We start from the raw sequence: 23237 nt of genomic DNA, 5'->3' as shown, positions 1-23237 counted from the left end.
AGGTTTGCGGCACATTGCAGGGATGCCCCACCCATTGCGCAGCCGCAGCCTTGCCCTGACCGTTCTCGCCGTGCCTGCCGTGGCCCTGGCCGCAGCACCCGCTGGTGACGCCGCGCGCGGCGCGCAGCTGGCGCAGGACTGGGGCGAATATGGCGGCTATGCCTGCGCCGGCTGCCATGGCGAAGGCCTGCGCGGCAGCGACGTGGCGCCTGCGCTGGCGGGCCGCACCGCGGCTTATCTTGCCGAACGCCTGAATGCCTATCGCACCGGCACCGCCACCGGCGCAAACGCCGCGCAGATGCAGGCGGTGGCAACGACGATGCAGGATCAGGACATCGCCGATCTTTCAGCCTATGTGGCGGGGCTTCCGGGGAAGTAGGGGCCGCGCCTTAGCCGGGCGTTGCGCTGCTGTGGTTCGACAAGCTCACCACGAACGGTCAGGAATTGGAATTGGGGAGGAGCTGACTTCCGCAAATCCGACCCAAACTAAACCCGCTCATCCTGAGCCTGTCGAAGGATGCCCGCGCAACCGGCCGATCAACGGAACGCGGTGATCCGGCCGCTGTCGTCCAGCACATAGAGCGTCTGGTTGGCCACCACCGGCGCCAGCGAGACCGGTGCGCCCACTTTGGCGAACGTGGTCACCGTGCCGTCGGTTACCGACGCGGTCTGGATCTGGCCCTTGGAATTGGCCACCCACAGGCGGTTGCCCGCCAGCACCGGGCCGGTCCAGAAGATCGGGTTCTTCTTCTTCCTCACGTTTTCCCAGCGCGGCAGTTGCTGCATCCAGCGCACCTTGCCGTTGTTCTTGGAAATGCACAGCAGCTTCGCTTCGTCGGTCAGGGTGAAGATCCATTCACCCGCCACCGCCGGAGTCGAAATACCGGCCAGGTTCAGTTCCCAGATGCGCTGCCCGGTCACCAGTTCATAGGCGGCCATGCGCCCGCCCTGGCCCAGCGCATAGACGCGGCCACGTTCGATGATCGGGTCCGCGTCGATGTCGGTCAGCGTGGAAACCGAGGTGGCGATGGAGGTACGCGCCAGCGCATCGGACCACAGCTGGCGCCCGTTTTCATAGCGATAGGCGACCAGTTCGCCCGAGCTGTAGCCCGCCACGATCGTGCCCTGCCCGGCGGCAGGCGCAGCCACGCCGAACACGCCGGTCTGCGCCACCGATGCGGATTCGTTCCACAGCAGGCTGCCATCGTCGCTGTTCAGCGCCACGATCTGGTTGTCCTGCGTCATCACGAAGACCTGGCCAAAGCCGATGGTCGGCGCGCCACGATCGGGACCGGCCGGCTTCACCCGCCACTTGCTGGTGCCGTCCTTGGCGTTGATCGCGGCCACTTCGCCAAGCCCGGTGGTCACATAGACCACGCCATCGTCATAGGCGACGCCGCCGCCGAAAACCGAGCTGCCACTGTCGGGCAGGCGGAAACCGGCGGACCAGACCTGCTTCCCGGTGTTGGCGTCATAGGCGTGGACTTCGCCTTCGGTGTCCATCACGAACAGGTGCCCATCGCCCACCACCGGCGCGGCGGCCAGGCGCTGCTTCTTCGACGAACCGGCGATGTTGGCGGTCCACAGGCGCTGCGGCGCATCGCCGATGGCGAGGTGGCCATAGGACTTTGACGCCGTGCCGCCGGCCTGCGCCCAATCGGGGTTGGCCTCGGCCGGGGGCAGGACCACGTCGATGCCGGAAATCGCGGTGTCCACCTTGGTGCCCGCCTCGATCCGTGAAAGGATCGGCACGCGCTGGCCCACCGTGGGGGTGGACTTGGTCTTGCTCTTGCCGATGCCGCAGCCGCCCAGCGCCAAGGCGAGGATCATGACCCCGGCGACGCCCGCCTGGCGGATGCGACGGGTGTTGGACTTGGCGTTGTTCATCAGGCTTACGGCGTCCTCTGCACGTGAAATGGTTATTGCTCGCCCACCTTGGCGGCCGTTTCGGGATCTTCCACCGCGTCAACGCCCAGCTGGCCCGCCACCTGGCGGATGCGGCGGCGCAGCGATTCCGGGGTGGACTTGTCCTTGGCGATGGCGGCGAACAGCGGGCCTGCCAGATCGGCGCGGCCCTGCTTCACGTAGGCCATGCCCACCAGTTCGCCGGCGCTGCCGAACCACGCATTTCCGGGTACTGCCAGGCCCTTCAGCCGGTCGATCACCTGCTGCGGCGGCAGGCTGTCAAACTGCGCGGCGGTGGCGCGGATGGTGGCGAGATCGCGGTAGGCCTGCGGCGCCTTGGTATCGGCGGCCACTTCGTTGAACATGCGGGCAGCGTCGGCGCCCTTGCCCTGTTCCTCGGCAATGCCGGCCTGCATCATGCGGGCGGCGCCGGCATAGCCGGGGCCGGCGTCCTTCAGCAACGCGGCCAGATCGGCATTGCCCTTGGGCAGGTTGCCGCCTTCAACCTGATCGAGCGCCAGCGTCATGGCTTCGCCCGTCTCACCGTTCTTTTCCTGCAAGTGGTTGTCATACCACAGATATCCGGCCAGCGCGACCAGCCCGGCAACCACCAGCGCGCCCACCGGCCTGGCATAGCGGGAGAACATGGCGCGCGCCTCGTCCTCGCGCAGGGCGTCGTCGATCTCGCGCATCAGCACATGCTGCTGCGCCGCGTCGCGCTCTGCGGCCTTGCTGGCGGCCGAATTGGAGGGGGTGGGGGAAAAGAGCGCCAAGGGAGGGCTTTCAGAAAAAGGCGGTTAACGGAGGTTTGGGGGTGTTTAGCGGATGGGAACGCCTTTTCAACCGGAATGACAAGCGGCTGAAAGGTGGATTTCCCCCGCTGAACGCTGGCTGAAGCCGATCGGCGTGATTTGAGAGGGGGTTGAAAACGACTGACGCGGGGTTGAGATCGACTGAGACCCGGTCAAGGCCGGTTCAGGGGAAGCTGACACGCCCCATCGCGGCGGCATAGACCGCCCCATAGCGCTCCGCCATCGCCGCCTCGTCAAACTCGCGCTGCGCCCGTTTGCGATTGGCCTCCCCCACCACGCGCCGCAGCGGTTCGTCCATGCCGAGCGTGGCGAGCGCTTGGCCCAGCGCGGCCTCGTCTCCGGCCGGAACGACATAGGGCGCGTTCTCTGCCGCGACCATTTCCGCCACGTCCCCCACCGCCGGGCTGGCGACTGCAAGACCTGCCGCCATCGCCTCGATCACCGAGAGCGGGGCCTGTTCGCTGTCTGACGAGAGGGCGAAGAGATCGAACAGGCCGATGGCCGCGGCGGGATCAGGGACGTGACCGGGCAGGTGGACGCGGTCTTCGAGCCGGTGCTTCATCGCTTCGGCCAGGATGGTCTGGCGTTCCGGCCCTTCCCCCAGGATCACCAGCTGCCATTCGGGCGGCATGGCGGCAAAGGCGCGGACAAGGCGGGGCAGGTTCTTCACCTGGCGCAGGTTGGCCAGCGTGCCGAGCCAGCGTTCGCCCTTGCGCTTGACGATGCGGGGCAGCGCGTCGGGCCGCACCTTGCGGCCATAATCGGCCGTGCGGATGCCGTTGGGGATGCGGCGGATGCGGCCGCGCGGCTGCGCCCAATCGGTAAGCGCCACCTGTTCCAGCGCAGCCGAGCAGACCACCAGCGCCGAAGCGCGCGCCAGCGCGATGCGGCGATACCAGTTGCGGCGCGGATTGCGGCGCTGCGCCTCATCAACATGGAAGCCGTCTTCGTGGTGGACCAGCGGCGGCAGGCGCAGGATCGGGGCGAACACGGCATGGGCCATGGCCGCATCCATCGCCCCCCAGTTGTAGGTCAGGACGAGATCAAAACCCTGCATCGCCCGCGCCAGTGCGCGCAGCCGCCGCACCCGCAGCGGGCCAGCAAGCGACGGGAAATCGGCGGGAAATTCCACCGGAACGGCCGGATCGATCAGCGTGCGTGCGCCCAGCGCATCGGGCATGGCCGATACGATGGTGTGCGACACGCCCGGCCCGAAGCGGTTGATCAGCGCTGCGCAGCGCCGCTCCTTGCCCCCGGCGTTGAACGTGGAATGAAGGTGCAGGATACGCATGGAGGCGAAGGTTCAGCCCACCCGCGACAGCAGGCGATCGATCGCCGCGACGCAATCAGGTTCATCCAGCGTGGGCGCATGGCCGGTGCGCGGCAGGACGAGGAGTTCGGCCCCGGAGGCGCGCGCCGCCATCTGGCCCGCCGTTTCTGCGGAGAGGATGTCCGAGCGTTCTCCCCGCACGATGAGCATGGGCGCCTGCGCCAGCGCATCGAACAGCGGCCACAGGTCAACTTCGGGCGCGGCGCCGGCGGGCTGTTCGAACGGGACGCCGATCTTCATGTCATAATCGAAAGCGATGCGCCCGCCGCTGCCCAGCACCATCAGCCGCTTGGCCATGGCCAGCCAATCGGAAATCCCGTAGTCAGGATAGGCATCACGCTGGCTTTCCTGCAGCGCGCGGGCGGCGTGCATCCAGGTTTCGAAGCTGCGCCCCTGCCCCACGTAATCCCGGATGCGCGCCAGGCCGACCGGATCAATCACCGGACCGATATCGTTGAGCAGAGCCCCGGCAATGCGCGCGGGATTGGCGGCAGCCAGCATCATCGAAAGCAGGCCGCCCATCGAGGTGCCGATCGTGACGAAGCGATCGAACGCCAGGTCCGCCAGCAGCACTTCAAGATCATCGGCATACTGGGCAGGATTGTAGGTCATCGGATCGCGCGCATAGTCGCTGTCCCCGCGCCCGCGCATTTCCGGCACGATCAACCGCCATTTTCCGCCCAACCGATCGGCCAGCCCGGCGAAATCGCGGGCATTGCGGGTGAGGCCGTGAAGGCACAGCAGCGGCGGGCGATCATCCGGGCCGACATAATCGCGATAGCACAGGCGCAACCCGTCGCGGCTGGTCCAGCTGCGCAGTTCGTAATCCGCCATGACCCGTGAAATCCCGTGATTGGTCGCAACAGGCGATGCGGTGGGGCGAAAAGCGGTGATTCGCAAGGGCGCTCGCCTTGCGAACCAATCGCAGGGGCACCACAACGGCAGGATGGACAGCACCACCTACCGCCCCGCCCCGCGCATCCTTTCGCTTGCCGAGTGGCTGGGCGATCCGGTTTCGCCATCCGACTTCCCCGAAACGATCCTGCGCTTTCGCAACGACCGCGCCGCCGCGCAGGTGGGGCTGGACGGGCTGAACGACGCGGACTGGGTGAAGCATATGGGGCGGTTCCGCCCGCTGGAGGGCAACCTGCCACAGCCGCTGGCACTGCGATATCATGGCCACCAGTTCCGCGTGTACAACCCCGAACTGGGTGACGGGCGCGGGTTCCTTTATTCCCAGATGCTGGACGGGCGCGACCGGCTGATGGACCTGGGCACCAAGGGATCGGGCCAGACACCGTGGAGCCGGCGCGGCGACGGGCGGCTGACGCTGAAAGGCGCGGTGCGCGAGGTGCTGGCCACCGAAATGCTGGAGGCGCTGGGCGTGAACACCAGCCGCACCTTCAGCGTGGTGGAAACCGGCGAGCGGCTGTGGCGCGACGACGAGCCCAGCCCGACGCGCGCGGCGGTGCTGGTGCGGCTGAGCCACGGGCATATCCGCATCGGCACGTTCCAGCGGCTGCTGGCGCTCGACAAGCCGGACGAGATGGCGCAGCTGGTGGCCTATTGCCTGGCCAACTATCCCGGAGCGGCGGGCCCGGAAGGCGCGAGCCCGGCAGCGCGGCTGATGCACCAGGTGGTGGAGCGGCTGGCCGACCTGGCCGCGAGCTGGATGGTGGCGGGCTTTGTCCACGGCGTGCTGAACACCGACAACATGAACATCACGGGCGAAAGCTTCGATTACGGCCCGTGGCGCTGGCTGCCGCGCTGGGATGGCGGCTTTACCGCAGCCTACTTCGACCATTCCGGCCTTTATGCCTTTGGCCGCCAGCCCGAGGCGCTGCACTGGAACTGCGGCCAGCTGGCCGTGGCGCTGCGCCTGCTGGAAGAAGCGCCGCCGCTGATCGAGGCGCTGAACCGCTTTCCCGACCTCTATCGCGAGGCGATGGCGCGGCGCTGGTGCTGGCGGCTGGGCGTGAGCCCGCGCGGGGTGGAAGAGGATTCGGCGATGATCGCGCTGTGCGAGCAGGCGATGGTGGACGAAGGCATCGGCCCCGACGCCTTCTTCTTCCGCCATCGCGGCGGTGCGAATGCCCAAGGTCCGCTGACTGAGGCGCTGAGGCCCTATGCCGCAACCGCATCCGATCATCCCTATTGGTTGGACGCCGCACCACAGGCGATGCTGATCGAGGAAGTGGAGGCGATCTGGAGCCCGATTGCCGACGATGACGACTGGAGCGCGTTCCACGCCAAGGTGGCGGCGCTGCGCCGGATGGGCGAGGCGCATGGGGCCGCGCCCGTGGCGGCAGGGCACCGCGCAGCCGCCGAGGAAGCGGCCTGAACCGCGCAGCATTGTTGCTGGCTTGATTGCGTTTCTTTCGTTACCAGTTAACAGGCTTGTCGACAGGATGGCGTTGGCGCAACGCCCGCAATTGAAATGGACTGAGGGATCGTGTCAGCCCGCGAAATCGTTTCGTTCGAGCCTGCAACCGGTGTGGAGATGTGGCGCGGACGCGTGGGCGACGTCGACGATGTTGTCGGCCGCGCCCGCCGCGCCTGGCCGGCCTGGGCCGCGCAGCCGCTGTCCACCCGCATCGAACTGGTCCGCCGCTTTGCCAACGAAGTGCGCAAGGATTCCGACAAGCTGGCCGAGCTGATCGCCCGCGAAACCGGAAAACCGCTGTGGGAAGCGCGCACCGAAGTGGAATCGGTGATCAACAAGGTGGAGATTTCGGTCCGCGCCTATGCCGAGCGGACCAGCCAGCGCAAGCTGGACAACGCGCTGCAGGGCACGGCCGCGCTGCGGCACAAGCCGCACGGCGTGCTGGCGGTGCTGGGCCCCTACAACTTCCCCGCGCACCTGCCCAACGGCCACATCGTGCCCGCGCTGATCGCGGGCAACGTGGTGGTGTTCAAGCCGAGCGAGAAGACGCCCGCGGTGGGCGAGGCGCTGGCGCAGTGCTTCCACCGCGCAGGCATTTCCGCCGCGGTGGTGCAGGTGCTGATCGGCGGGCCGGAAGAGGGGCAGGCGCTGGTGGCGCATGACGGCATCGACGGCGTGCTGTTCACCGGATCGGCCCATGCCGGCATCGCCATCAACCGCAAGCTGGCCCCGAACCCCGGCAAGATCGTGGCGCTGGAAATGGGCGGTAACAACCCGATCGTGGTGTGGGACACGCCCAAGATCAGCGACGCGGCGATCCTGGTGGTGCAATCCGCCTTTACCAGCGCGGGCCAGCGCTGCACCGCCGGGCGGCGGCTGATCGTGAAGGACACGATGTATGACGCGCTGCTGGACGAGGTGAAGCGGCTGGCCGACCGGATCATCGTGGGCGCGCCGTTTGACGAGCCGGCGCCGTTCATGGGCCCGGTGATCGACAATCGCACGGCGGATGGCCTGACCGAGAGCTTCGTCTACCTGCTGTCCAACGGCGGGCGGCCGATCAAGCACATGATCCGCCTGCGCGAGGACCTGCCCTTCCTTTCGCCCGCGATCATCGACGTGACCGCGATGAAGGAGCGGCCCGACGTGGAGCTGTTCGGCCCGCTGCTGCAGGTGGTGAAGGTAGGCGAGTTCGACGAGGCGATTGCCGAGGCGAACAACACGCGTTTTGGCCTTTCTGCCTCGCTGGTGGGCGGCAGCCCCCAGGAATACAACCGGTTCTGGGCCAACATCCGCGCAGGGGTGGTCAACTGGAACCGCCCGACCAATGGCGCATCGAGCGCCGCGCCGTTTGGCGGCGTGGGCCTTTCCGGCAACCATCGCCCCAGCGCCTATTACGCGGCGGATTACTGCGCCTATCCGGTCGCCTCGACCGAGATGGAGCAGCCGCGCGCCAGCATCGGCGTGGGCCTGCGCGACACCTGAGGGTTACTTGCCGGGCACGCTGTCGGGCACGGGCAGCGCGTGATCGGCCGGGCCGGATGGCACGACGGCATAATTGCGCATGTTCTGCTGAGACAGGTCCGGATCGACCATCAATTGGCCTTCCAGCGCTTCTGCCATGACCGGATCATCGTTGGTGACGACGGCGCGCTGCGTTTCCGATCCGCAGGCGCAGAGCGGAAGGACGAGCAGCAGGGCAAGGTGGCGGGCGCGCGACATCGAGCAACGCCCATGCGCCCGGCGTGGTTAAGGCGGGGTAAGCGAAGGGGCGCTGCGGCCCGATGCCACGGCGCCCCTGCCGATGCCCTTGGTACGAGCCGTAGGGCTGGGTGACTTAGCGGCAGCGCGAACCGCTGCGCTCGATCTCGCGACCCAGCAGCGCGCCGCCTGCACCGCCGAGGATGGCGCCAAGCGTGCGATCGCCGGCAATGCCGTGGCCGATCAGCGCGCCGGCGGCGCCGCCGATGAGCAGGCCGGTGGTGCCATCAGACCGCTTGCAGTAATACCGACCGTCGCGACCGCGCCATGACGGACCGCGGTAGTAATCACGACGATAGTCGTCGGCATAATAGCGGCGGCCGTAATCGCCACGATAGCGGCGATCGCGCCAATGATCGCGGCCATGGTTCCAGCCATCATCGGCATCATGGGCAACCGTGGCGCTTGCCGGGGCGGGATGCAGGGCCGACAGCGCGAGAGCGGGCGTTGCCGCCCCGGCGAGGGTGCCGGCGGCAGCGAGCGAAAGGGCGGCGGTCTTGAACGGGTTCATCGCAGGTCTCCTGTTCTCGTATCTTGGAAACACGCTAACCTGCGGAATCTGAACCCGATGCAACGCCGCTGTCAGATTTGCGGAATGCGACGAGGCGATGGCGCATCGCGGTGAAAAGGTTGGCATTGGGGGGTTACGCAGCCGCCGCCACCCTGCCAAGGAACGTCACATGTCTGGCACCAACCAAGGCGAAGCGCAGCGCGGGGGCATGCCCTTTGCGCTGGGTGCCTATCTGATCTGGGGCTTCCTGCCACTGTACTTCAAGCTGCTGCACGATGTGCCGCCGCTTGAAGTGGTGGCATGGCGCGTGCTGTTCACGCTGCCATTGTGCCTGGCCATCGTGACCATGCGCGGGCAATGGCCAGAGATGCGCGCGATCTTCACGTCGCCCCGCACGCTGGCGAGGCTGGCGCTGAGCGCCGTGCTGGTTGCGGCCAACTGGGTCATCTATGTGGCGGCGGTGCAACAGGGCCACGTGCTCGCGGCGAGCCTCGGCTACTACATCAACCCGCTGCTCAACATCCTGCTGGGCACAGTATTCCTGAGCGAGCGGCTGAACCGCGCGCGCTGGGCGGCGGTGGCGATAGCGGCATGCGGCATTGCCCTGCTGCTGTGGGGCGCGGTGGAGATGCTGGCGCTGGCGTTGACGCTGGCGGTGAGTTTCGCGCTCTATGGCCTGGTGCGCAAGCTGACGCCGGTGGGTGCGGTGCCGGGACTGGCAACCGAGACGATCCTGCTGCTGCCGGCAGCGGGCGCGGTGGCTGCGTGGTATGGCGCCGCGCCCGCGGGATCTGCGCTGATGCACGGGATCGGAACCGCGCTGCTGCTGGTGGGAAGCGGGGTGCTGACAGCGGTGCCGTTGCTGATGTTTGCGGTGGCGGCACGGCGGCTGGACCTTTCGACGCTGGGCTTTGTCCAGTTCATGAGCCCGACGATTGCCTTCGTGCTGGGGCTGCTGGCGTTTGACGAACCATTGGCCCCGGTGAAGCTGGTGTGCTTCGTGCTGATCTGGGTGGCGATCGCGCTGTTCACCGGCGATATGTTGCGCCGGCGGCCCCCACGCTGAGCGCCAGCCGGCGCAGGAACTGGGTGCGCGATTCGAACAGGCGGGCGATGAGCCAGCCCCACGCCAGCACCACCGGCACGATGCCGAGGCGAAGGAGGAGTGAGTCAGCAACGCCCTGGCTCCATGCCAGCGCACCGAGCAGCACCGCCAACGGCATGTGCGCAAGGTAAAGCGAATAGGAGCCTGCCGAGCCCATGGCGGCAAGCCGGCGGGCAAGCATGCCGGGGCGCGGCGCGGCGCGCAGCAGGGCGAAAAGCAGGAGCGCTGTGGCGAGACCGAGCAGCCCTTGGCCCGCCAGCGGATCGACCGGAGCGAAGCGGGCAAGCGCCAGCGCACCGGCCAGCGCTATCAGTGCCAAGGGCAGCAGCCAGCGGGGTGGCGTCCAGGATGAGGACAGGCGACGCTCGCCATGGAACAGCGCCACGCCGATGAGCCAGACCGGAAATGTTTCCAGCAGAGCAGGTTGCGCGGCGAGCAGGAGAACCGCACCGAGCGCAAGGCCGGGCCTGCGATGCGCGAGCAGGACCAGCGCGGGCCAGGCGAGGTAGTACCAGAATTCGCAGGACAGGCTCCAGAGCGCGGCATTCGAGCCGAGCGGCGGAGCGACGATATCCTGCAGGAACAGCAGGTTGGCGACGAGAACCGTGGGCTTGAGCGTCTCCCCCATCTGCGGCCATGCGCCCCATGCGGCCGCGCTGGCGCTGGCATAGACCGGCGCATGGAGAACTTGCGCACCGATCAGATCGAACGCGCCACCGATCAGCAGCGCCGGCACCAGCACCGCCAGCAGGCGCGACAGGCGGCGGGCCAGGTATTGGGGCCAGAAGCGATCGCTGTGCTTGAGCCGGTCTACCGTAGACGCAATCCAGAAGCCGGAAAGCACGAAGAAGACCATTACCGCCTGTTCGCCATAGGCGGTTAGGTGAAACAGGACGGCGCGCAGGATCGGACTGGAGACGGCAAGACCGCCTTCGCGAAGCCCGCAGTGGACCACGTGATACAGCACGACCTGGAGCGCGGCCACGAGGCGCAGCGCGTCCATCCAGACGTAACCGTCTTCGCGAATGCCCGTGCCCCGCTGCAAACCCCGCCCCTTGGCGCCATCGATGAGAGGCGCGAGAGTGGCGGTTTGCCTGACCGAATCCTATTTATCGAAGGTCAGGACGAAACAGACCCAAGGCTATCCAGGTTCACAACCTTGGTTAGCAATCAACCTCGCAGGCGCCAGCGCAGCGTTTCTCCGGCGTGAAAGGGGACCACGGTGGTGCCGTTGGCATCGACCGAATCCGGGACCAGCACGGGTGCCTTTTCCAGCGAGACCGTGCCTTCGTTCACCGGCAGCCGATAGAACGCAGGGCCATTGAGCGAGGCGAAGGCCTCGAACCGATCGAGCGCGCCTTCATCGTCGAACACGGTGACATAGCTTTCCAGCGCATAGGGCGCGTTGAAGATGCCGGCGCAGCCACAGGCCGCCTCCTTCAGGTGCTGGGCATGAGGGGCCGTGTCCGTGCCGAGGAAGAACTTGGGGCTGCCCGACGTTGCCGCCTTGCGCAGCGCCAGCCGGTGCTTTTCGCGCTTGGCCACGGGCAGGCAATAGGCGTGGGGGCGGATGCCACCCACCAGCATGGCGTTGCGGTTGATGTGCAGGTGCTGCGGCGTGATCGTGGCGGCGATGTTCTCGCCCGCCTCACCCACGAACTGGGCCGCATCCTCGGTCGTGATGTGTTCGAACACGATCCGCAGGCCCGGCAGCGCCTTTACCAGCGGGGTCAGCGTGCGTTCGATGAACACCGCCTCGCGATCAAAGATATCGACGTGGGCATCGGTCACTTCACCATGGATCAGCAGCGGCATGCCGATCCGCTCCATCCGTTCGAGCACGGGCATGATGTTGGCGATGTCGGTCACGCCGTGGGCGCTGCCGGTGGTGGCATGCGCCGGATAGAGCTTGGCCGCGACGAACACGCCTTCGCCGTGGCCGCGCGCGACCTCGTCAGGGTCGGTATGGTCGGTGAGATAGAGCGTCATCAACGGGGTGAAATCGCTGCCTTCCGGCAGGGCGGCGAGGATGCGATCCCGATAGGCGGCGACGCCGGCCGTGTCGGTCATCGGCGGCGAGAGGTTGGGCATCACGATCGCGCGGGCGAACTGGCGCGCGGTGTAGGGCGCAACGCCCTTCAGCATGGCGCCATCGCGCAGGTGAACGTGCCAGTCGTCGGGGCGGCGGATCGTGAGAGTCGTCGTCATGCCCTTCCCCTTAGTCGCCATGGTGCCTATCTGTCACCCATGCCCAATCCACGCTTGTTCGATCGCGCCCTTGTCCGCCTTGCTGCCGATGATCCGGCCGAGGACGTTGCCGGATTTCTGCAAGGGTTGGTGACCAACGATGTGAAGGGTGCGCTGCCTGCCTGGGCGGCGCTGCTGACGGCGCAGGGCAAGGTGCTGTTCGATTTCATCGTCTGGCCCGAAGGCGCGAACGGCTTGCTGCTGGACTGCGAGGCGGCGGCGGCTGAGGCACTGGCCAAGCGGCTTTCGCTTTACCGCCTGCGTCGCAAGATCCGCATCGAGCGGGCCGATGGGCTGGGCGTGTTCTGGGAAGGGCATCCGGGCGATGGCGGGGCCGACGATCCCCGGCTGCGCGCGCTGGGCCAGCGATGGACCGGACCGGTGGCCGCAGACGATGTGGCCGTGGACGCCGAATGGCTGGCGCACCGGCTGAAACTGGGCGTGGCCGAAGGGCAGGCTGAACTGGGCAGCGACAAGACACTGTGGCTGGAAGCGAACGCGGTGGAGCTGAACGGCGTGAGCTTCACCAAGGGGTGCTATGTCGGGCAGGAAAACACCGCGCGGATGAACTGGCGGCAGAAGGTGAACCGGCGGCTGGTGGTGGTGCCCATCGAGCGATCGAACCCCGACCGGCAGCGCGCGGCCTATCCGGAACTGGGCTTGGCGGTTGACCATCTTCGGGTCGACGACATTCCTGCGGACCTGGCGCCCGACTGGATGCCGCAGGGTGAACGCGCCGAGGAGTGATCCCCGCAGCGCGGCCGGTCAGCAGTGCTGGGCCGGTCGGGCAAGGCTCAGGTTGTCTACCAGCATCTGTTCCGCGCGGTCTCGCGCGGCGGTACGGGGCAGTTCCAGCGCAATGCTGAGCGGCCCGCCCATCAGCGCATCGCCCAGCGCCATCAGCACCAGCGCCAGCGTGGTCGACCGCTCCGCCTGCGATTCGTATTCACCCAGTTCGACCACCAGATCGTGAATGCGGTCAACGATGGGATCGAGCGCATCCTCGTTGCCGGAAAGCAGCATCCACGATGCCAGGGCCCCTGCCCCTTCGCGGTCGAAGGCGTCGAACGTCAAGTCCACCACGTCGCGCGGGGATCCGATGCCGGAGCGGCTGGCGATCACCGCATCGTGGATGGTGGCACAGATCGTTTCAGCGAGATGGCGTGCCAGTTCCTTCTGCAGGCCGGCGGCCGAGCCGAAATGGTGAAGCAGGTTCGCGTGGGTGCGGCCGATTCGCCCCGCCACGGCCTTCAGCGTGACCGCCTGCGGACCAGCCTCGATCAGCAGGGCCCGTGCCGCTTCAAGCGCGGCAATGCGGCTCTCCTCGGGCGGCAACCTCTTCCGTGTTGACATCAATGTAAACTACTCTATCTCTAGCACTACTAACATTCATGTCAGCAACGGTGGAGATCCCGATGACCGCTGCAGTTCAATCGCGAGACGTAGACCTGCAAGGAGCGCTGGGCAAGGCGCGCACCGCGACCCCGGCCGATTTGACGCTGACAGTGCGCGACCGCCGCTTTGGCCGCAACCGCAAGCCGGGCCGGTGGTGGCTGGCGGGCGATCCGGTGGCGAGCAACTGGTACAACGCCCTTTCGCTGACCTTCCCGCGCGGCGAAACGTTCTTCATCGAATCGGTGAAGGCCTTCCGCGAAGGTGTGCCGCCTCGGCTGGAGGCGGAGATCCGCGACTTCATCAAGCAGGAAATCAATCACACGCGCGAGCACCTCGCCTTCAACCGCGCGGCCGAAGAGCTGGGCTATCACACGGCAGCCATCGATGCGCGGCTGGCGGCGGATCTGGAAGAGACAAAGGATCGCCCGCCCATCGCCAACCTGGCCGCGACGATGGCGCTGGAGCATTTCACCGCAATCCTGGCGCTGGAACTGCTGCGCACGCCGGCGCACCTGAAGGACGGGGAAGAGCAGACCGCGAACCTGTGGCGCTGGCATTCGATCGAGGAGATCGAGCACAAGGGCGTCGCCTATGACACCTGGCTTCACGCCACGCGAGACTGGAGCCGGTGGGAACGCTGGAAGGTCAAATCGCTGCTGATGCTGCTGGTGACGCGTGAATTCATCGGCGAACGATGGAAAGACACGCTGGAACTGCTGGCGCAGGATGGGCTGACGGGTTGGCGGGTAAAGGCGCGACTGGCCGCCTTCCTGCTCGTCCGACCCGGCTTGGTCAGCCGCATCTTCCCGCTGTGGGTGGGCTATTTCCTGCCGGGCTTCCACCCCTGGAACCATGATGATCGCGCCCTGATCGCCGAGGCGGAAGCGCGGCTGGGCACGGAAGATTGAGGCTGGCGGCCTGACCCGACGGATCAGGCCGCGCGCATCACCGTTTCATCGTCATCGCCACCGGCCAGCGTGCAATTGCCCGCAGCCGCCACGTCGAGCGCATAGATCAGGGCCGGTTCCGCGCCTGTCCGCGCGGGGCTGTGCCGGGGGCGCGTCTCGCCGGTGGGCTCGAAACCCAGCTTTGCGAACACCCGTGCGCAGGCGGGATTGTCGATGAAGTGGCAGCCGGCGATGCGACGGTGGCCCAGCGTACGCGCCAAGGCGAGGACAGCGCGTGCCGCCTCGGTGGCATAACCACGGTTCCACTGGCTGCGTGCGATCCAGAAGCCAAGCTCGGTCTCGCCATCAAACTGCGCCAGAGCGACCGTGCCGATCAGCTTCGACCCATGCGCGCCGGGCAGCGTGATGAAGAAATGCGGATGCCGGTCCGCCTGGGCACGCCCGGCGAAGGCGCGCGCGTCCTCAGGGCGATAGGGCCAGGGCGCCTGCACCAGATTGCGCACGACCTGTTCGTCGTCGATCAGCGCCAGCAGTTCGGCCCAGTCCTCGGGCCAGCCCGGCCGCAGGAACAGCCTTTCACTGCGAATGAACATCGGTTCTCTCCTCATCCGCCCCGCTTGCCTTGGCGCCTCTAGGCGTTTGGCATGACAGGGATATTTCGGCTGTGCGCGGAAGCACTGCGCTTTGCGGCGAGTGGTTCCGGGGCGTAGCCAAGTGCAATGGCGGGTGAGGGAGACACGAAAAGAGGGAGACGGGCGGGGCCCTCTCCCTCTGTCAGCCGGTCTTTCAAGACCGGCGGGGCCATCCCGTCAGGACGGCCCGTTATCGACCATCCGATTTACTCGGCGGCTTCCGCCATGGCGTCGACCGAAACGTACTTGCGGCCAAGCTTGCCAGCATGGAAGCGTACGCGACCTTCGGCGAGCGCGAACAGGGTGTGATCCTTGCCCATGCCGACGTTGGCGCCGGGGTACACGCGGGTACCGCGCTGGCGGATGATAATGTTGCCGCCGATCACTTCCTGACCGCCGAACTTCTTCACGCCAAGGCGACGACCGGCCGAATCACGACCGTTGCGCGACGAGCCGCCTGCTTTCTTGTGTGCCATCTCAGACTACTCCGATTCTGCGCTCAGGCGACCGACACGATGCGCAGCAGGGTCATCTGCTGGCGGTGGCCGTTCTTGCGGCGATAATTGTGGCGGCGGCGCTTCTTGAACACCACGACCTTCTCCGACTTTGCCTGGGCGATGATCTCGGCCGAGACCGTGACCTTCGAGGCGTCGGCCAGTTCGCCGTCGTTGCCCGCGAGCAGGACGTCACCGAGGGTGATCGTTTCACCGGCTTCACCAGCCAGCTTCTCGACCGCGATCTTGTCTCCGGCGGCAACCCGGTACTGCTTGCCGCCCGTGCGCACGATTGCGAACATGGTATCTGCTATCCGTTTCAAATGCCTGGCCCACCAAGCACCTTGATTCGCAGAGAGCGAATCGCGGACAGCGGGCAAAAGCCGGTTCCCCGCTGGATTGCGGAGCCCCGGAGAGAGGGGCGCGGATAGTCGAACAGGGCCTGCGTGTCAACGCCGGGGGCGCGGAAATTGCGGGCTCCGCCGGTCATGACGCCCAGCGGCACTGGCACGGGGCGCATCCCGTGCTATGGCGCGGGCATGGCATTCCTGTCCAACCAATCCCCCCGCTGCGCCGCCTTGCTGGCCGCGCTTCTTCTTGCCGGTTGCGCGGGCGGGCGCGATCGCTTTCCATCGCTGGCAGTGCGCCCGGCGGAACGCGCGTTCGGCAGTGCGCAGCCTGCGGATGCGGCGCCAGTGCCCGATGCGGCGCAGCCCCTGCCCGCCTCGGCGAGCGTGGTGCAACGCGTTGCCGCGCTGAAGGATCAGGCAGCCGATGCGCGCCGCACGTTCGATGCCGCCCGCCCCCAAGCAGCGCGCCTGGCCGCGGCAGCGCGCGGTGCGGCGCCGGGCAGCGAGGCCTGGTCGGTGGCGCAGGTGGCGCTGGCCAAGCTCGATTCGGCGCGCAGCCAGGCGATGTTGGCGATGGCGGACCTTGATCGCTTGCTGGTGGTGTCGGCGCAGGCGGCGGTGGAGGGTTCCGATTCGGACCTCAGGCTGGTGCAGGCGGCGCAGGCAGACGTGAACAGCCAGATTGCCGACGAGGACGCGGCCATCGCCGCGCTGCGTGGCCAGGTCGCGGGCTGAGGCCTACCAGCGGGCGCGGTCGGCGTAGTCCTGTTCGCGCGGCTCGATCCAGCGCCACTGGCCATCGGCCTTCTCGCGCTTCCAGAACCACGAATCGCTCTTGAGGTGATCCATCGCGAAATCGGCCGCGGCAAAGGCATCGCGGCGATGGCGGGCCGACGCCGCGACAAGCACGATCGGATCGGCCGGATGCATCCTGCCGTGGCGATGCAGGATCATCAGCCCTTCCAGTGCCCAGCGGGCCAGCGTCGCTTCGGCCAGTCGCTGCATGCCGGGCAGGGTCAGCGGACCATACTGGCGCAGTTCCAGGGCCTCCACACCATCGCCTTCACGAACCTGGCCGAGGAAGCTGACGACTCCCCCCGCCTGCGGATGCCGCGCCGTGAAGGCGGCCAGTTCCGCAGCGGGATCGAACGGATCGCCGAGCAGCCTGACGTCTGCAGGGGGCATCAACCGCCACTCACCGGGGGCAGGAAGGCGAGCTCGTCGCCATCCGCCAGAATCACGCCGCCTGTTTCGGGCAGCAGCGCGCCGTTCAGCGCAAGCCGGACACGCTCGCCCAGCAGTTCGACAGCAAGCGCGGGATCGAGTCGCGCCAGGACCTGCTCCAAAGCGCCGGGTTCGATCGCCATTTCGGGCATGCCGGCGGCATCTTCCAGCCGCCCGAGAAACACCAGCCGTGCCGCCATGGCTCAGCCGCCGGTCATCGACATGTGGCGGGCCAGCGCCGGGGCCGCCCCCGGCCGGTCGATCACGAAGCCGTGGCGCTCCGGCTTTTCCCCCATGGCGCGGGCGAAAGCATTGGCCAGGGCGCTATCGGCATCGTCGCTGCGCAGGGCAGCGCGCAAGTCCACCTTGCCTTCCCCGCCCAGGCACATGAACAACTGCCCGGTCGCTGTCACACGCACGCGATTGCAGCCTTCGCAGAAGTTGCCGGTGAGCGGCGTGATCAGGCCGAGCCGTCCGCCCGTTTCGGCAATATCGACATAACGCGCGGGGCCGCCGCTGCGCGCGTCGCTTGGCGTCAGGGTCCAGCGCGATTCGAGATCACGACGGACCGCGTCGAGCGGCAGGTAGTGATCGAAGCGGTCACCCTCCACCTCGCCCAGCGGCATCACCTCGATCAGGGTCAGTTCGTGCCCTTCGGCGTGGGCCCAGGCGATCAGGTCCGGGATCTCGGCCTCGTTCACGCCCTTGAGCGCTACGGTGTTGATCTTGACCTTCAGGCCTGCGGCCTTTGCCGCGGCGATGCCTTCAAGCACCTGCGGCAGGCAGTCCCGCCGCGCGAGCCGGGCAAAGCCCTGCCGGTCGCGCGTGTCGAGCGAGACGTTGATACGGCGGACACCGGCTGCGGCCAGATCATCGGCAAACTCGGCCAGCCGGGTGCCATTGGTTGTCATGGTCAGCTCATCGAGACCATGGCCAAGTTCACGCCCGATGGCGCGGACAAGCTCGATCATGTCGCGCCGCACCAGCGGTTCGCCACCGGTCAGCCGCAGCTTGCGCACGCCGCGCGCGATGAACGCCAGCGCAAGCTTGTGCAATTCCTCAAGCGTCAGGACTTCGGCCCGCGGCAGGAACTCCATTCGTTCGGGCATGCAATAGGCGCAGCGCAGGTCGCAGCGATCGGTCACCGACATGCGGAGGTAGGTGATGTGCCGCGCGAAGCGGTCGATCAGGGGTGCCGGGCTGCTCACTTGCCCAGATATACGAAGTCTCGGGCGTAGGATTCAAGGTTTGCGCCCGCATCCACGAACAAAGTCTGCCCGCTGACCGATCTGGCAGATGAAAGGTAATGCACTGCGTCGGCAATTTCATCGGCACCGGCCAACCGCTTGAGCGGCATGACCGACTCCAGCCGCTGCCATTGTTCGGCATCGTAGTCCTGCGTCGGCAGGGTGAGCCCCGGCGCGACGGCATTGACCCGAACGCGCGGGGCCAGCGCCCGCGCCAGCGTTCGCACGGATGCGTGCAGCGCCTGCTTCGACAGGGTATAGCTGAACTGGTCCGGCACCGGATTGACCACGCGCTGGTCCACGATGTTGACCACGCTGGCCACGCCGTCTTCCGCTTCGGCCGCCACCGCCTCGGCAAAGGCGCGGGTCAGCAGCAATGGTGCGAACAGGTTGACGCGAAAATGATGCTCAAGCGCTTCGGGCGTGATCGAGGCAATGGTGTCGTCGTTGAAAGCCGACGCCGAATTGACCAGCAGGATGGGCGAGCGCCCGGCCTTCTCCCCCACTTCGGCCAGAAGCCGGGCAGGCACGGCGGGATCATCAAGATCACCCGCCAGCGGCAGCACTTCGGCACCCAGCCATTGCAGCTGACCGGTGAATTCCGCATCGAAGGACCGCGGGTGATGCGCATGCAGCGCCAGGTCCCAGCCTTCGCTGGCCAGCTTGCGCGCAATGGCCCCGCCAATGCGGCGCCAGCCCCCGGTTACCAACGCAAGGGGCCTTGCCCCCGGCATCAATCGCGTCGCCCGCGCGTGAGCGTCATGCCGATATGCTCGCCGTTCTCGCTGATCGCCAGCTTCACGATCTTCACGGTCACCTGCTTCACGCGCGCATCCTGCAGGAACAGCGTCTCGCAGATATGGTCGGCCACGGATTCGATCAGCTTGAAGTGCACGTCCTTGGGCAGCCCCTCGGTGGCGGCCTGCTTGAGGTCCATGTAGTTCTTGCTGGCAGTCAGCGGGCAGTCGGGCGTGTAGAAGGCCTGCGGCTCCAGCGCCGCAGTGATCGAGATTCGCAGCGGCTGCGGTCGCCCGGTCTCCTCGGAATAGATCCCGGTGAGCACGTCGGTTTCGATATCGGCGACTTCAAGGATGAGGCTGTCAGACACGACGCGGCCCTTGCCAGCAAGCAGGCCGCGAGTCCACCGCGATCAAGCGGCGCGCCACCGTGCGAAAATCGCGGTGGGCAACACACGCCCGCCCGGGCCTTCCTCGCGCAGGCCCAGATCGCCGTGCTCGATCGTGCCCGGCAGATGGCCCAGCGCTTCGGCCAGCAGCCCCGCAATGGCGAGCGACGACATGCGCACGGCATAGACGGTCAGGAACAGGAAGCGGCTGTCCGCATCAAGCAACTGCGCGCAATCGCCGATCAGGCCGGGCAGGCTCTCTTCCAGCCGCCACACTTCGCCCTCTGGCCCGCGGCCGAACTTCGGGGGATCGAGAATGATGCCGTCATAGCGCCTGCCGCGCCGCACCTCGCGTGCGGTGAACTTGGCCGCATCGTCGACGATCCAGCGAACCGGGCGGCCTTCCATGCCCGAAAGCGAAGCATTGGCGCGCGCCTGCGCCACCGATTTCTTTGACGCATCGACATGCGTGACCGGCCCATAGGCCGAGAGCGACAGGGTGCCCACGCCCGTGTACCCGAACAGGTTCATGGTCGAGGCACCTTCATCCTGCGCCATGGGCTCTGGCCGCGGGGCGGCGGACGATCGCCCGACGTGGGGGATGGACCTTCCACCCGCGCCGGCGTCTGCAGGCGGGCCAACGTGCCGCTGCAGCTGTTCTCCCATCCAGTCCCACACGGGGGCCATGTCGGGGAAGAAGCCCAGGTGCCGAAACGGCGTGCAACTTGCGGTGAAGCGCACGTCACCGCGCGCCAGGGTCCACCCTTCGCGCGGGACTGGCCGGTCAAACGCCCAACGCCCACCGCCGTCCTCGTCAGATCCGGGAACGAACTCGGCATGGGCATGCCAGTCATCCTGCCGGGGCGCCCACATCGCCTGTGGTTCGGGCCTGATGAAGCGGTAGTCGCCATAGCGCTCCAGCTTGCGACCATGGCCCGAATCGATCAGCGCAAAATCACCCCAGCCTTCGCCGATCATCAGCTTGGGCTGGAGGTCGAGGTCAGCCATGCCCTCAGCCGTTCCCCAGGGCGTTCCGAGGCGTCGCCCGACCAGCCACGAAGGCGGCCACCGCATCATACGTGCCCGGCAGACGGGTGCAGGCTTCTTCGCGCGTGAACAGATCACCCACCCGCGCCGGCAGCGAAGGCCGAACGCCGGTGGCGCGTTCCACTGCATCGCGGAACTTGGCCGGGTGCGCGGTCGCCAGCGTCACGACCGGCACGTCGGCGGAGATGCCCACAACCGAGCGCGCGGCATGGAGGCCGATGGCGGTGTGCGGATCAAGCACCTCTCCGCAGGCTTCGTGGGCCCAGCGCATGGCATTGGCCATGTCATCGGCATCGGCGCGCGCGCTGGTGAACAGTGCTGCCGCGCTCTCACGCTGGGCGTTGGTCAATTGCAGCGCCTTGGTCGCATCAAACTGCTGCATCTGCGCCGCCATCGCGGCACCATCGCGTCCGCCGCAATCGAACAGCAGGCGTTCGAAGTTGGACGAGACCTGGATGTCCATGGAAGGTGCCGCAGTGGGCGTGACCGTGCCAGCGGAATAATCGCCGGTGGACAGTGCGCGGTGCAGGATGTCGTTGACATTGGTCGCCACGATCAGCCGTTCGATCGGCAGGCCCATCTTGGCCGCGACATAGCCGGCGAAGACATCGCCGAAGTTGCCGGTCGGCACGCTGAACGCCACCTTGCGCTGCGGGGCGCCAAGCTGCAGCGCGGCGGCGAAGTAATAGACCACCTGCGCCATCAGGCGCGCCCAGTTGATTGAATTGACGGCCGCAATGCCGAACCGGCCGGTCATCGCCGCATCGTTGAACATGCGCTTCACCATCGCCTGGGCATCATCGAAGCTGCCATCGATGGCGATGTTGTGAACGTTGGGCGCCAGCACCGTGGTCATCTGCCGGCGCTGCACGTCGGACACGCGACCGTGCGGGTGGAGCATGAAGATGTCCACCTTGGCTCGGCCCGCCACCGCATCGATCGCGGCCGATCCGGTATCGCCGCTGGTCGCGCCCACGATGGTCAGGTGATCGTCGCCGCGGGCAAGGAATTCCTCGAACAGCAGACCCAGCAGCTGCAGCGCCACATCCTTGAACGCCAGCGTGGGCCCGTGGAACAGCTCAAGCACCCACTGCTGCTCGTCAAGCTGCTTCAGGGGCGTGACCGCGGCATGGGCAAACCGCCCATAGGCCTGCTCGCACAGCTGCAGCAGGCGTTCTGGCGTCAGGCAGTCACCGACGAAAGGCTGCATCACGCGCTGCGCCAGCTGCGCATAGGGCAGCCCCGCCATCGCCGCGATCTCGTCTGTCGTAAAGCCGGGCCACACTTCGGGCACGTAAAGCCCACCATCGCTGGCAAGGCCGGCGAGCGTGACGCCCTGGAAATCGAGCGAGGGTGCCTGCCCCCGGGTGCTGACGTACTTCATGGGTTCGGGCGGTTAGCGGGCACGGCGCAGCGTGGCAAGGATTCTGGCAGAATCCCTTTCCCGTCTGCAGACACCGCCCTCAAATGATCAGCGCAGCTTCCGACTGGAGGATCCTCTCAAGCCCCTCGATCATCATGAGCAACATGGCCTGATCGTTGGGCTCTGCAGCAAGCTTCGCAGCTTCCTGCAAATGGTTGAGCGCATGGGCCACATGAAGGGCCTCAGTTTCGTTCATCTTTCAAGCTCCGCGAACACCGGTCTTTTTTAACTATGTATCAGACCCATGACGGAGATCCCGGGTAGGGGGAATACCCGAAATGGTCGTATTCCGAGTGTTCGGGCTTCTGAAAGGCGCAGATTCGTCCGAATCCACCGTCACGTTATGCAATGGCACCAATACCTTGACTGGCGCCCTGCTTCAGCCGCGTTCCCGCATCCGCTTGCGCAGCGCCAGCGCATAGATCACCAGCGCCACACCCGCGAACAGAAACCACTGCACCGCATAGGCGAGGTGGTTGTTGGGAATGTCGCGCGGATCGGGCCTTGCGTTGGGCTGGAGGCCTGCGAGCGGGGGATCGGCGATGACCCGGTGCAGCGCCCCTTTGCTGGGCACTTCGCGGCCAATGACCTCCCCGCCACCCCATCGGACTGCAGCAGGGCTGTCAGACCAGCCGATCACAACGTCAGCTCGGGCATTGCCGCGATTCCAGATCGGGAATTGGCAACTGAACTGATGCGCCCAGCCAGATGCGCCCGTCGAGCTTCGTCCCGCAACGGGTGAGTCAGGCCCAACATCCGAGCAGACTATGCGGACCTGGTGATAGCTCGTGGGATTGTCTGGAGACATCCAATGGGCATAGTCAATCAGAACCGCTGATTGATTGGCATACGCATAGTCAGCCAGCATGGCTTCCTTCTGCGCCAGCCGGTCCAGCTGCCAGAACCCCAGCCGCACCATCACCCCAACGGCGAGAAGCACCAGCAGCGTTGGCGGGATCGGAATGCGCTTCATCAGAACGTCCTCAATCCCGCACCCGCGCCACCAGCACCGCAGCCTTCGCCCAGCGCAGCGCGGTAACGATCGTGCCTGCCACCAGCAGCGGCCAGATCGTGACCAGCGCCAGCGCAGGCAGGCGCACGGCCTCGTCCAGTTTCAGCGCCGCAAGGATCAGCACCAGGGTGAGCGGGAAGACCACCATGTAGGCGCCCCGCCCTTTCAGTTCGTGCCTGCGAAAGTCCAAGCCACAGCCCTTGCAGCTCTGCGTGAACTGCCCGGGTGCCGCCCACAGCCCTTTCGTTCCGCAACACGGGCACATACCGAAAAGGGCAGCCTGGGTTACCCCGGGCTGCCCCTTTCCGTTGTGGCTCTGGTCCGC

The 23237-nt window shown here is 66.8% G+C and carries 29 protein-coding genes; 7 read left to right on the top strand and 22 right to left on the bottom strand.

The genetic code is table 11. The annotated features are described in order from the left end of the window. Positions 1–22 precede the first annotated feature (22 nt). Complete coding sequence (locus POM99_RS05030) at positions 23–379, top strand: c-type cytochrome (protein ID WP_277275767.1); 357 nt, start codon at positions 23–25, stop codon at positions 377–379. A 158-nt stretch (positions 380–537) separates the two neighbouring features. Here the strand turns inward: POM99_RS05030 and POM99_RS05025 are convergent, their stop codons facing one another. The 4 genes from POM99_RS05025 to POM99_RS05010 form a co-directional block, all read right to left on the bottom strand. Next, a complete protein-coding gene (locus POM99_RS05025; protein WP_277275766.1) occupies positions 538–1887 on the bottom strand; it encodes an outer membrane protein assembly factor BamB family protein in 1350 nt (449 codons plus the stop codon). Between the two features lie 32 nt (positions 1888–1919). After that, positions 1920–2678: a tetratricopeptide repeat protein gene (locus tag POM99_RS05020; protein ID WP_277275765.1), complete on the bottom strand. Its 759-nt coding sequence runs from the start codon at positions 2676–2678 to the stop codon at positions 1920–1922. A gap of 202 nt (positions 2679–2880) precedes the next feature. Then, positions 2881–4008 (bottom strand): glycosyltransferase family 4 protein, encoded by a 1128-nt coding sequence (locus POM99_RS05015; RefSeq protein ID WP_277275764.1) that lies wholly within the window; start codon positions 4006–4008, stop codon positions 2881–2883. Between the two features lie 12 nt (positions 4009–4020). Next, positions 4021–4881, bottom strand: a complete 861-nt coding sequence (locus POM99_RS05010; RefSeq protein WP_277275763.1) for an alpha/beta fold hydrolase — start codon at positions 4879–4881, stop codon at positions 4021–4023. Between the two features lie 112 nt (positions 4882–4993). On the opposite strand from POM99_RS05010, the gene POM99_RS05005 reads away from it, so the two are divergent. Further along, positions 4994–6388 carry a protein adenylyltransferase SelO family protein gene (locus POM99_RS05005; protein ID WP_277275762.1) on the top strand — a complete coding sequence of 465 codons (1395 nt, stop codon included), beginning with the start codon at positions 4994–4996 and terminating at the stop codon, positions 6386–6388. A 111-nt stretch (positions 6389–6499) separates the two neighbouring features. Next, the gene (gene astD / locus POM99_RS05000) at positions 6500–7915 is read left to right on the top strand and encodes a succinylglutamate-semialdehyde dehydrogenase (protein ID WP_277275761.1); all 1416 of its coding nucleotides are present in this window, start codon (positions 6500–6502) and stop codon (positions 7913–7915) included. 3 nt (positions 7916–7918) lie between these two features. Here astD and POM99_RS04995 read toward each other — a convergent pair whose 3' ends face one another. Beyond that, positions 7919–8152, bottom strand: a complete 234-nt coding sequence (locus tag POM99_RS04995) for a hypothetical protein (RefSeq protein WP_277275760.1) — start codon at positions 8150–8152, stop codon at positions 7919–7921. Between the two features lie 115 nt (positions 8153–8267). Next, positions 8268–8702: a glycine zipper 2TM domain-containing protein gene (locus POM99_RS04990; RefSeq protein WP_277275759.1), complete on the bottom strand. Its 435-nt coding sequence runs from the start codon at positions 8700–8702 to the stop codon at positions 8268–8270. A 169-nt stretch (positions 8703–8871) separates the two neighbouring features. Between POM99_RS04990 and rarD the strand changes: the two genes are divergently transcribed. Next, positions 8872–9768: an EamA family transporter RarD gene (gene rarD, locus POM99_RS04985; RefSeq protein ID WP_277275758.1), complete on the top strand. Its 897-nt coding sequence runs from the start codon at positions 8872–8874 to the stop codon at positions 9766–9768. Here rarD and POM99_RS04980 read toward each other — a convergent pair. Together POM99_RS04980 and pyrC are read right to left on the bottom strand one after the other, a co-directional pair. Then, positions 9731–10852, bottom strand: coding sequence for an acyltransferase family protein (locus tag POM99_RS04980; RefSeq protein WP_277275757.1), 1122 nt, complete (start codon positions 10850–10852; stop codon positions 9731–9733). The genes rarD and POM99_RS04980 overlap by 38 nt on opposite strands. Positions 10853–10977: 125 nt before the next feature. Next, the gene (gene pyrC, locus POM99_RS04975; RefSeq protein ID WP_277275756.1) at positions 10978–12015 is read right to left on the bottom strand and encodes a dihydroorotase; all 1038 of its coding nucleotides are present in this window, start codon (positions 12013–12015) and stop codon (positions 10978–10980) included. A 39-nt stretch (positions 12016–12054) separates the two neighbouring features. Here pyrC and ygfZ point away from each other — a divergent pair, with 39 nt between their 5' ends. Continuing rightward, on the top strand, positions 12055–12801 hold the full coding sequence (ygfZ, locus tag POM99_RS04970; RefSeq protein WP_277275755.1) for a CAF17-like 4Fe-4S cluster assembly/insertion protein YgfZ: 747 nt from the start codon (positions 12055–12057) through the stop codon (positions 12799–12801). An 18-nt stretch (positions 12802–12819) separates the two neighbouring features. Here the strand turns inward: ygfZ and POM99_RS04965 are convergent, their stop codons facing one another. Then, positions 12820–13407, bottom strand: coding sequence for a TetR/AcrR family transcriptional regulator (locus POM99_RS04965; protein WP_277275754.1), 588 nt, complete (start codon positions 13405–13407; stop codon positions 12820–12822). A gap of 62 nt (positions 13408–13469) precedes the next feature. On the opposite strand from POM99_RS04965, the gene POM99_RS04960 reads away from it, so the two are divergent. After that, a complete protein-coding gene (locus POM99_RS04960; protein WP_277275753.1) occupies positions 13470–14357 on the top strand; it encodes a metal-dependent hydrolase in 888 nt (295 codons plus the stop codon). Positions 14358–14380: 23 nt separating this feature from the next. Here the strand turns inward: POM99_RS04960 and POM99_RS04955 are convergent, their stop codons facing one another. The 3 genes from POM99_RS04955 to rplU form a co-directional block, all read right to left on the bottom strand. After that, a complete protein-coding gene (locus POM99_RS04955; protein WP_277275752.1) occupies positions 14381–14950 on the bottom strand; it encodes a GNAT family N-acetyltransferase in 570 nt (189 codons plus the stop codon). A 245-nt stretch (positions 14951–15195) separates the two neighbouring features. Beyond that, the gene (gene rpmA, locus POM99_RS04950) at positions 15196–15465 is read right to left on the bottom strand and encodes a 50S ribosomal protein L27 (RefSeq protein ID WP_225009059.1); all 270 of its coding nucleotides are present in this window, start codon (positions 15463–15465) and stop codon (positions 15196–15198) included. Between the two features lie 23 nt (positions 15466–15488). Then, positions 15489–15785, bottom strand: coding sequence for a 50S ribosomal protein L21 (gene rplU, locus POM99_RS04945; RefSeq protein WP_277275751.1), 297 nt, complete (start codon positions 15783–15785; stop codon positions 15489–15491). Between the two features lie 186 nt (positions 15786–15971). Between rplU and POM99_RS04940 the strand changes: the two genes are divergently transcribed. Then, positions 15972–16568: a hypothetical protein gene (locus tag POM99_RS04940; RefSeq protein ID WP_277275749.1), complete on the top strand. Its 597-nt coding sequence runs from the start codon at positions 15972–15974 to the stop codon at positions 16566–16568. Positions 16569–16571: 3 nt separating this feature from the next. Here the strand turns inward: POM99_RS04940 and POM99_RS04935 are convergent, their stop codons facing one another. From POM99_RS04935 to POM99_RS04890, 10 genes are all read right to left on the bottom strand, one after another. Next, positions 16572–17018: a molybdenum cofactor biosynthesis protein MoaE gene (locus POM99_RS04935; RefSeq protein WP_277275748.1), complete on the bottom strand. Its 447-nt coding sequence runs from the start codon at positions 17016–17018 to the stop codon at positions 16572–16574. Next, a complete protein-coding gene (locus POM99_RS04930) occupies positions 17018–17257 on the bottom strand; it encodes a MoaD/ThiS family protein (RefSeq protein ID WP_277275746.1) in 240 nt (79 codons plus the stop codon). The genes POM99_RS04935 and POM99_RS04930 overlap by 1 nt, the downstream gene beginning before the upstream one ends. A 3-nt stretch (positions 17258–17260) precedes the next feature. Further along, positions 17261–18265, bottom strand: a complete 1005-nt coding sequence (gene moaA, locus POM99_RS04925) for a GTP 3',8-cyclase MoaA (protein ID WP_277275745.1) — start codon at positions 18263–18265, stop codon at positions 17261–17263. After that, on the bottom strand, positions 18262–19014 hold the full coding sequence (locus POM99_RS04920) for an SDR family oxidoreductase (RefSeq protein WP_277275743.1): 753 nt from the start codon (positions 19012–19014) through the stop codon (positions 18262–18264). The genes moaA and POM99_RS04920 overlap by 4 nt, the downstream gene beginning before the upstream one ends. Before the next feature lie 23 nt (positions 19015–19037). Beyond that, on the bottom strand, positions 19038–19412 hold the full coding sequence (locus POM99_RS04915) for a dihydroneopterin aldolase (RefSeq protein ID WP_277275741.1): 375 nt from the start codon (positions 19410–19412) through the stop codon (positions 19038–19040). A 42-nt stretch (positions 19413–19454) separates the two neighbouring features. Then, on the bottom strand, positions 19455–20438 hold the full coding sequence (locus tag POM99_RS04910; RefSeq protein WP_277275740.1) for a class I SAM-dependent rRNA methyltransferase: 984 nt from the start codon (positions 20436–20438) through the stop codon (positions 19455–19457). 4 nt (positions 20439–20442) lie between these two features. Further along, positions 20443–21861, bottom strand: a complete 1419-nt coding sequence (thrC, locus tag POM99_RS04905) for a threonine synthase (RefSeq protein WP_277275738.1) — start codon at positions 21859–21861, stop codon at positions 20443–20445. Positions 21862–21940: 79 nt separating this feature from the next. After that, complete coding sequence (locus POM99_RS04900; protein WP_277275736.1) at positions 21941–22096, bottom strand: hypothetical protein; 156 nt, start codon at positions 22094–22096, stop codon at positions 21941–21943. 183 nt (positions 22097–22279) lie between these two features. Continuing rightward, a complete protein-coding gene (locus POM99_RS04895; RefSeq protein WP_277275735.1) occupies positions 22280–22873 on the bottom strand; it encodes an SURF1 family cytochrome oxidase biogenesis protein in 594 nt (197 codons plus the stop codon). A 10-nt stretch (positions 22874–22883) separates the two neighbouring features. After that, complete coding sequence (locus POM99_RS04890; protein ID WP_277275990.1) at positions 22884–23177, bottom strand: DUF983 domain-containing protein; 294 nt, start codon at positions 23175–23177, stop codon at positions 22884–22886. Positions 23178–23237 lie beyond the last annotated feature (60 nt).

It is taken from the genome of Novosphingobium cyanobacteriorum (assembly GCF_029436685.1).
Classification (GTDB): Bacteria; Pseudomonadota; Alphaproteobacteria; order Sphingomonadales; family Sphingomonadaceae; genus Novosphingobium; species Novosphingobium cyanobacteriorum.
Note: the sequence above shows the minus strand (reverse complement) of the source record. Positions and strands in the feature narration are given on the sequence as shown.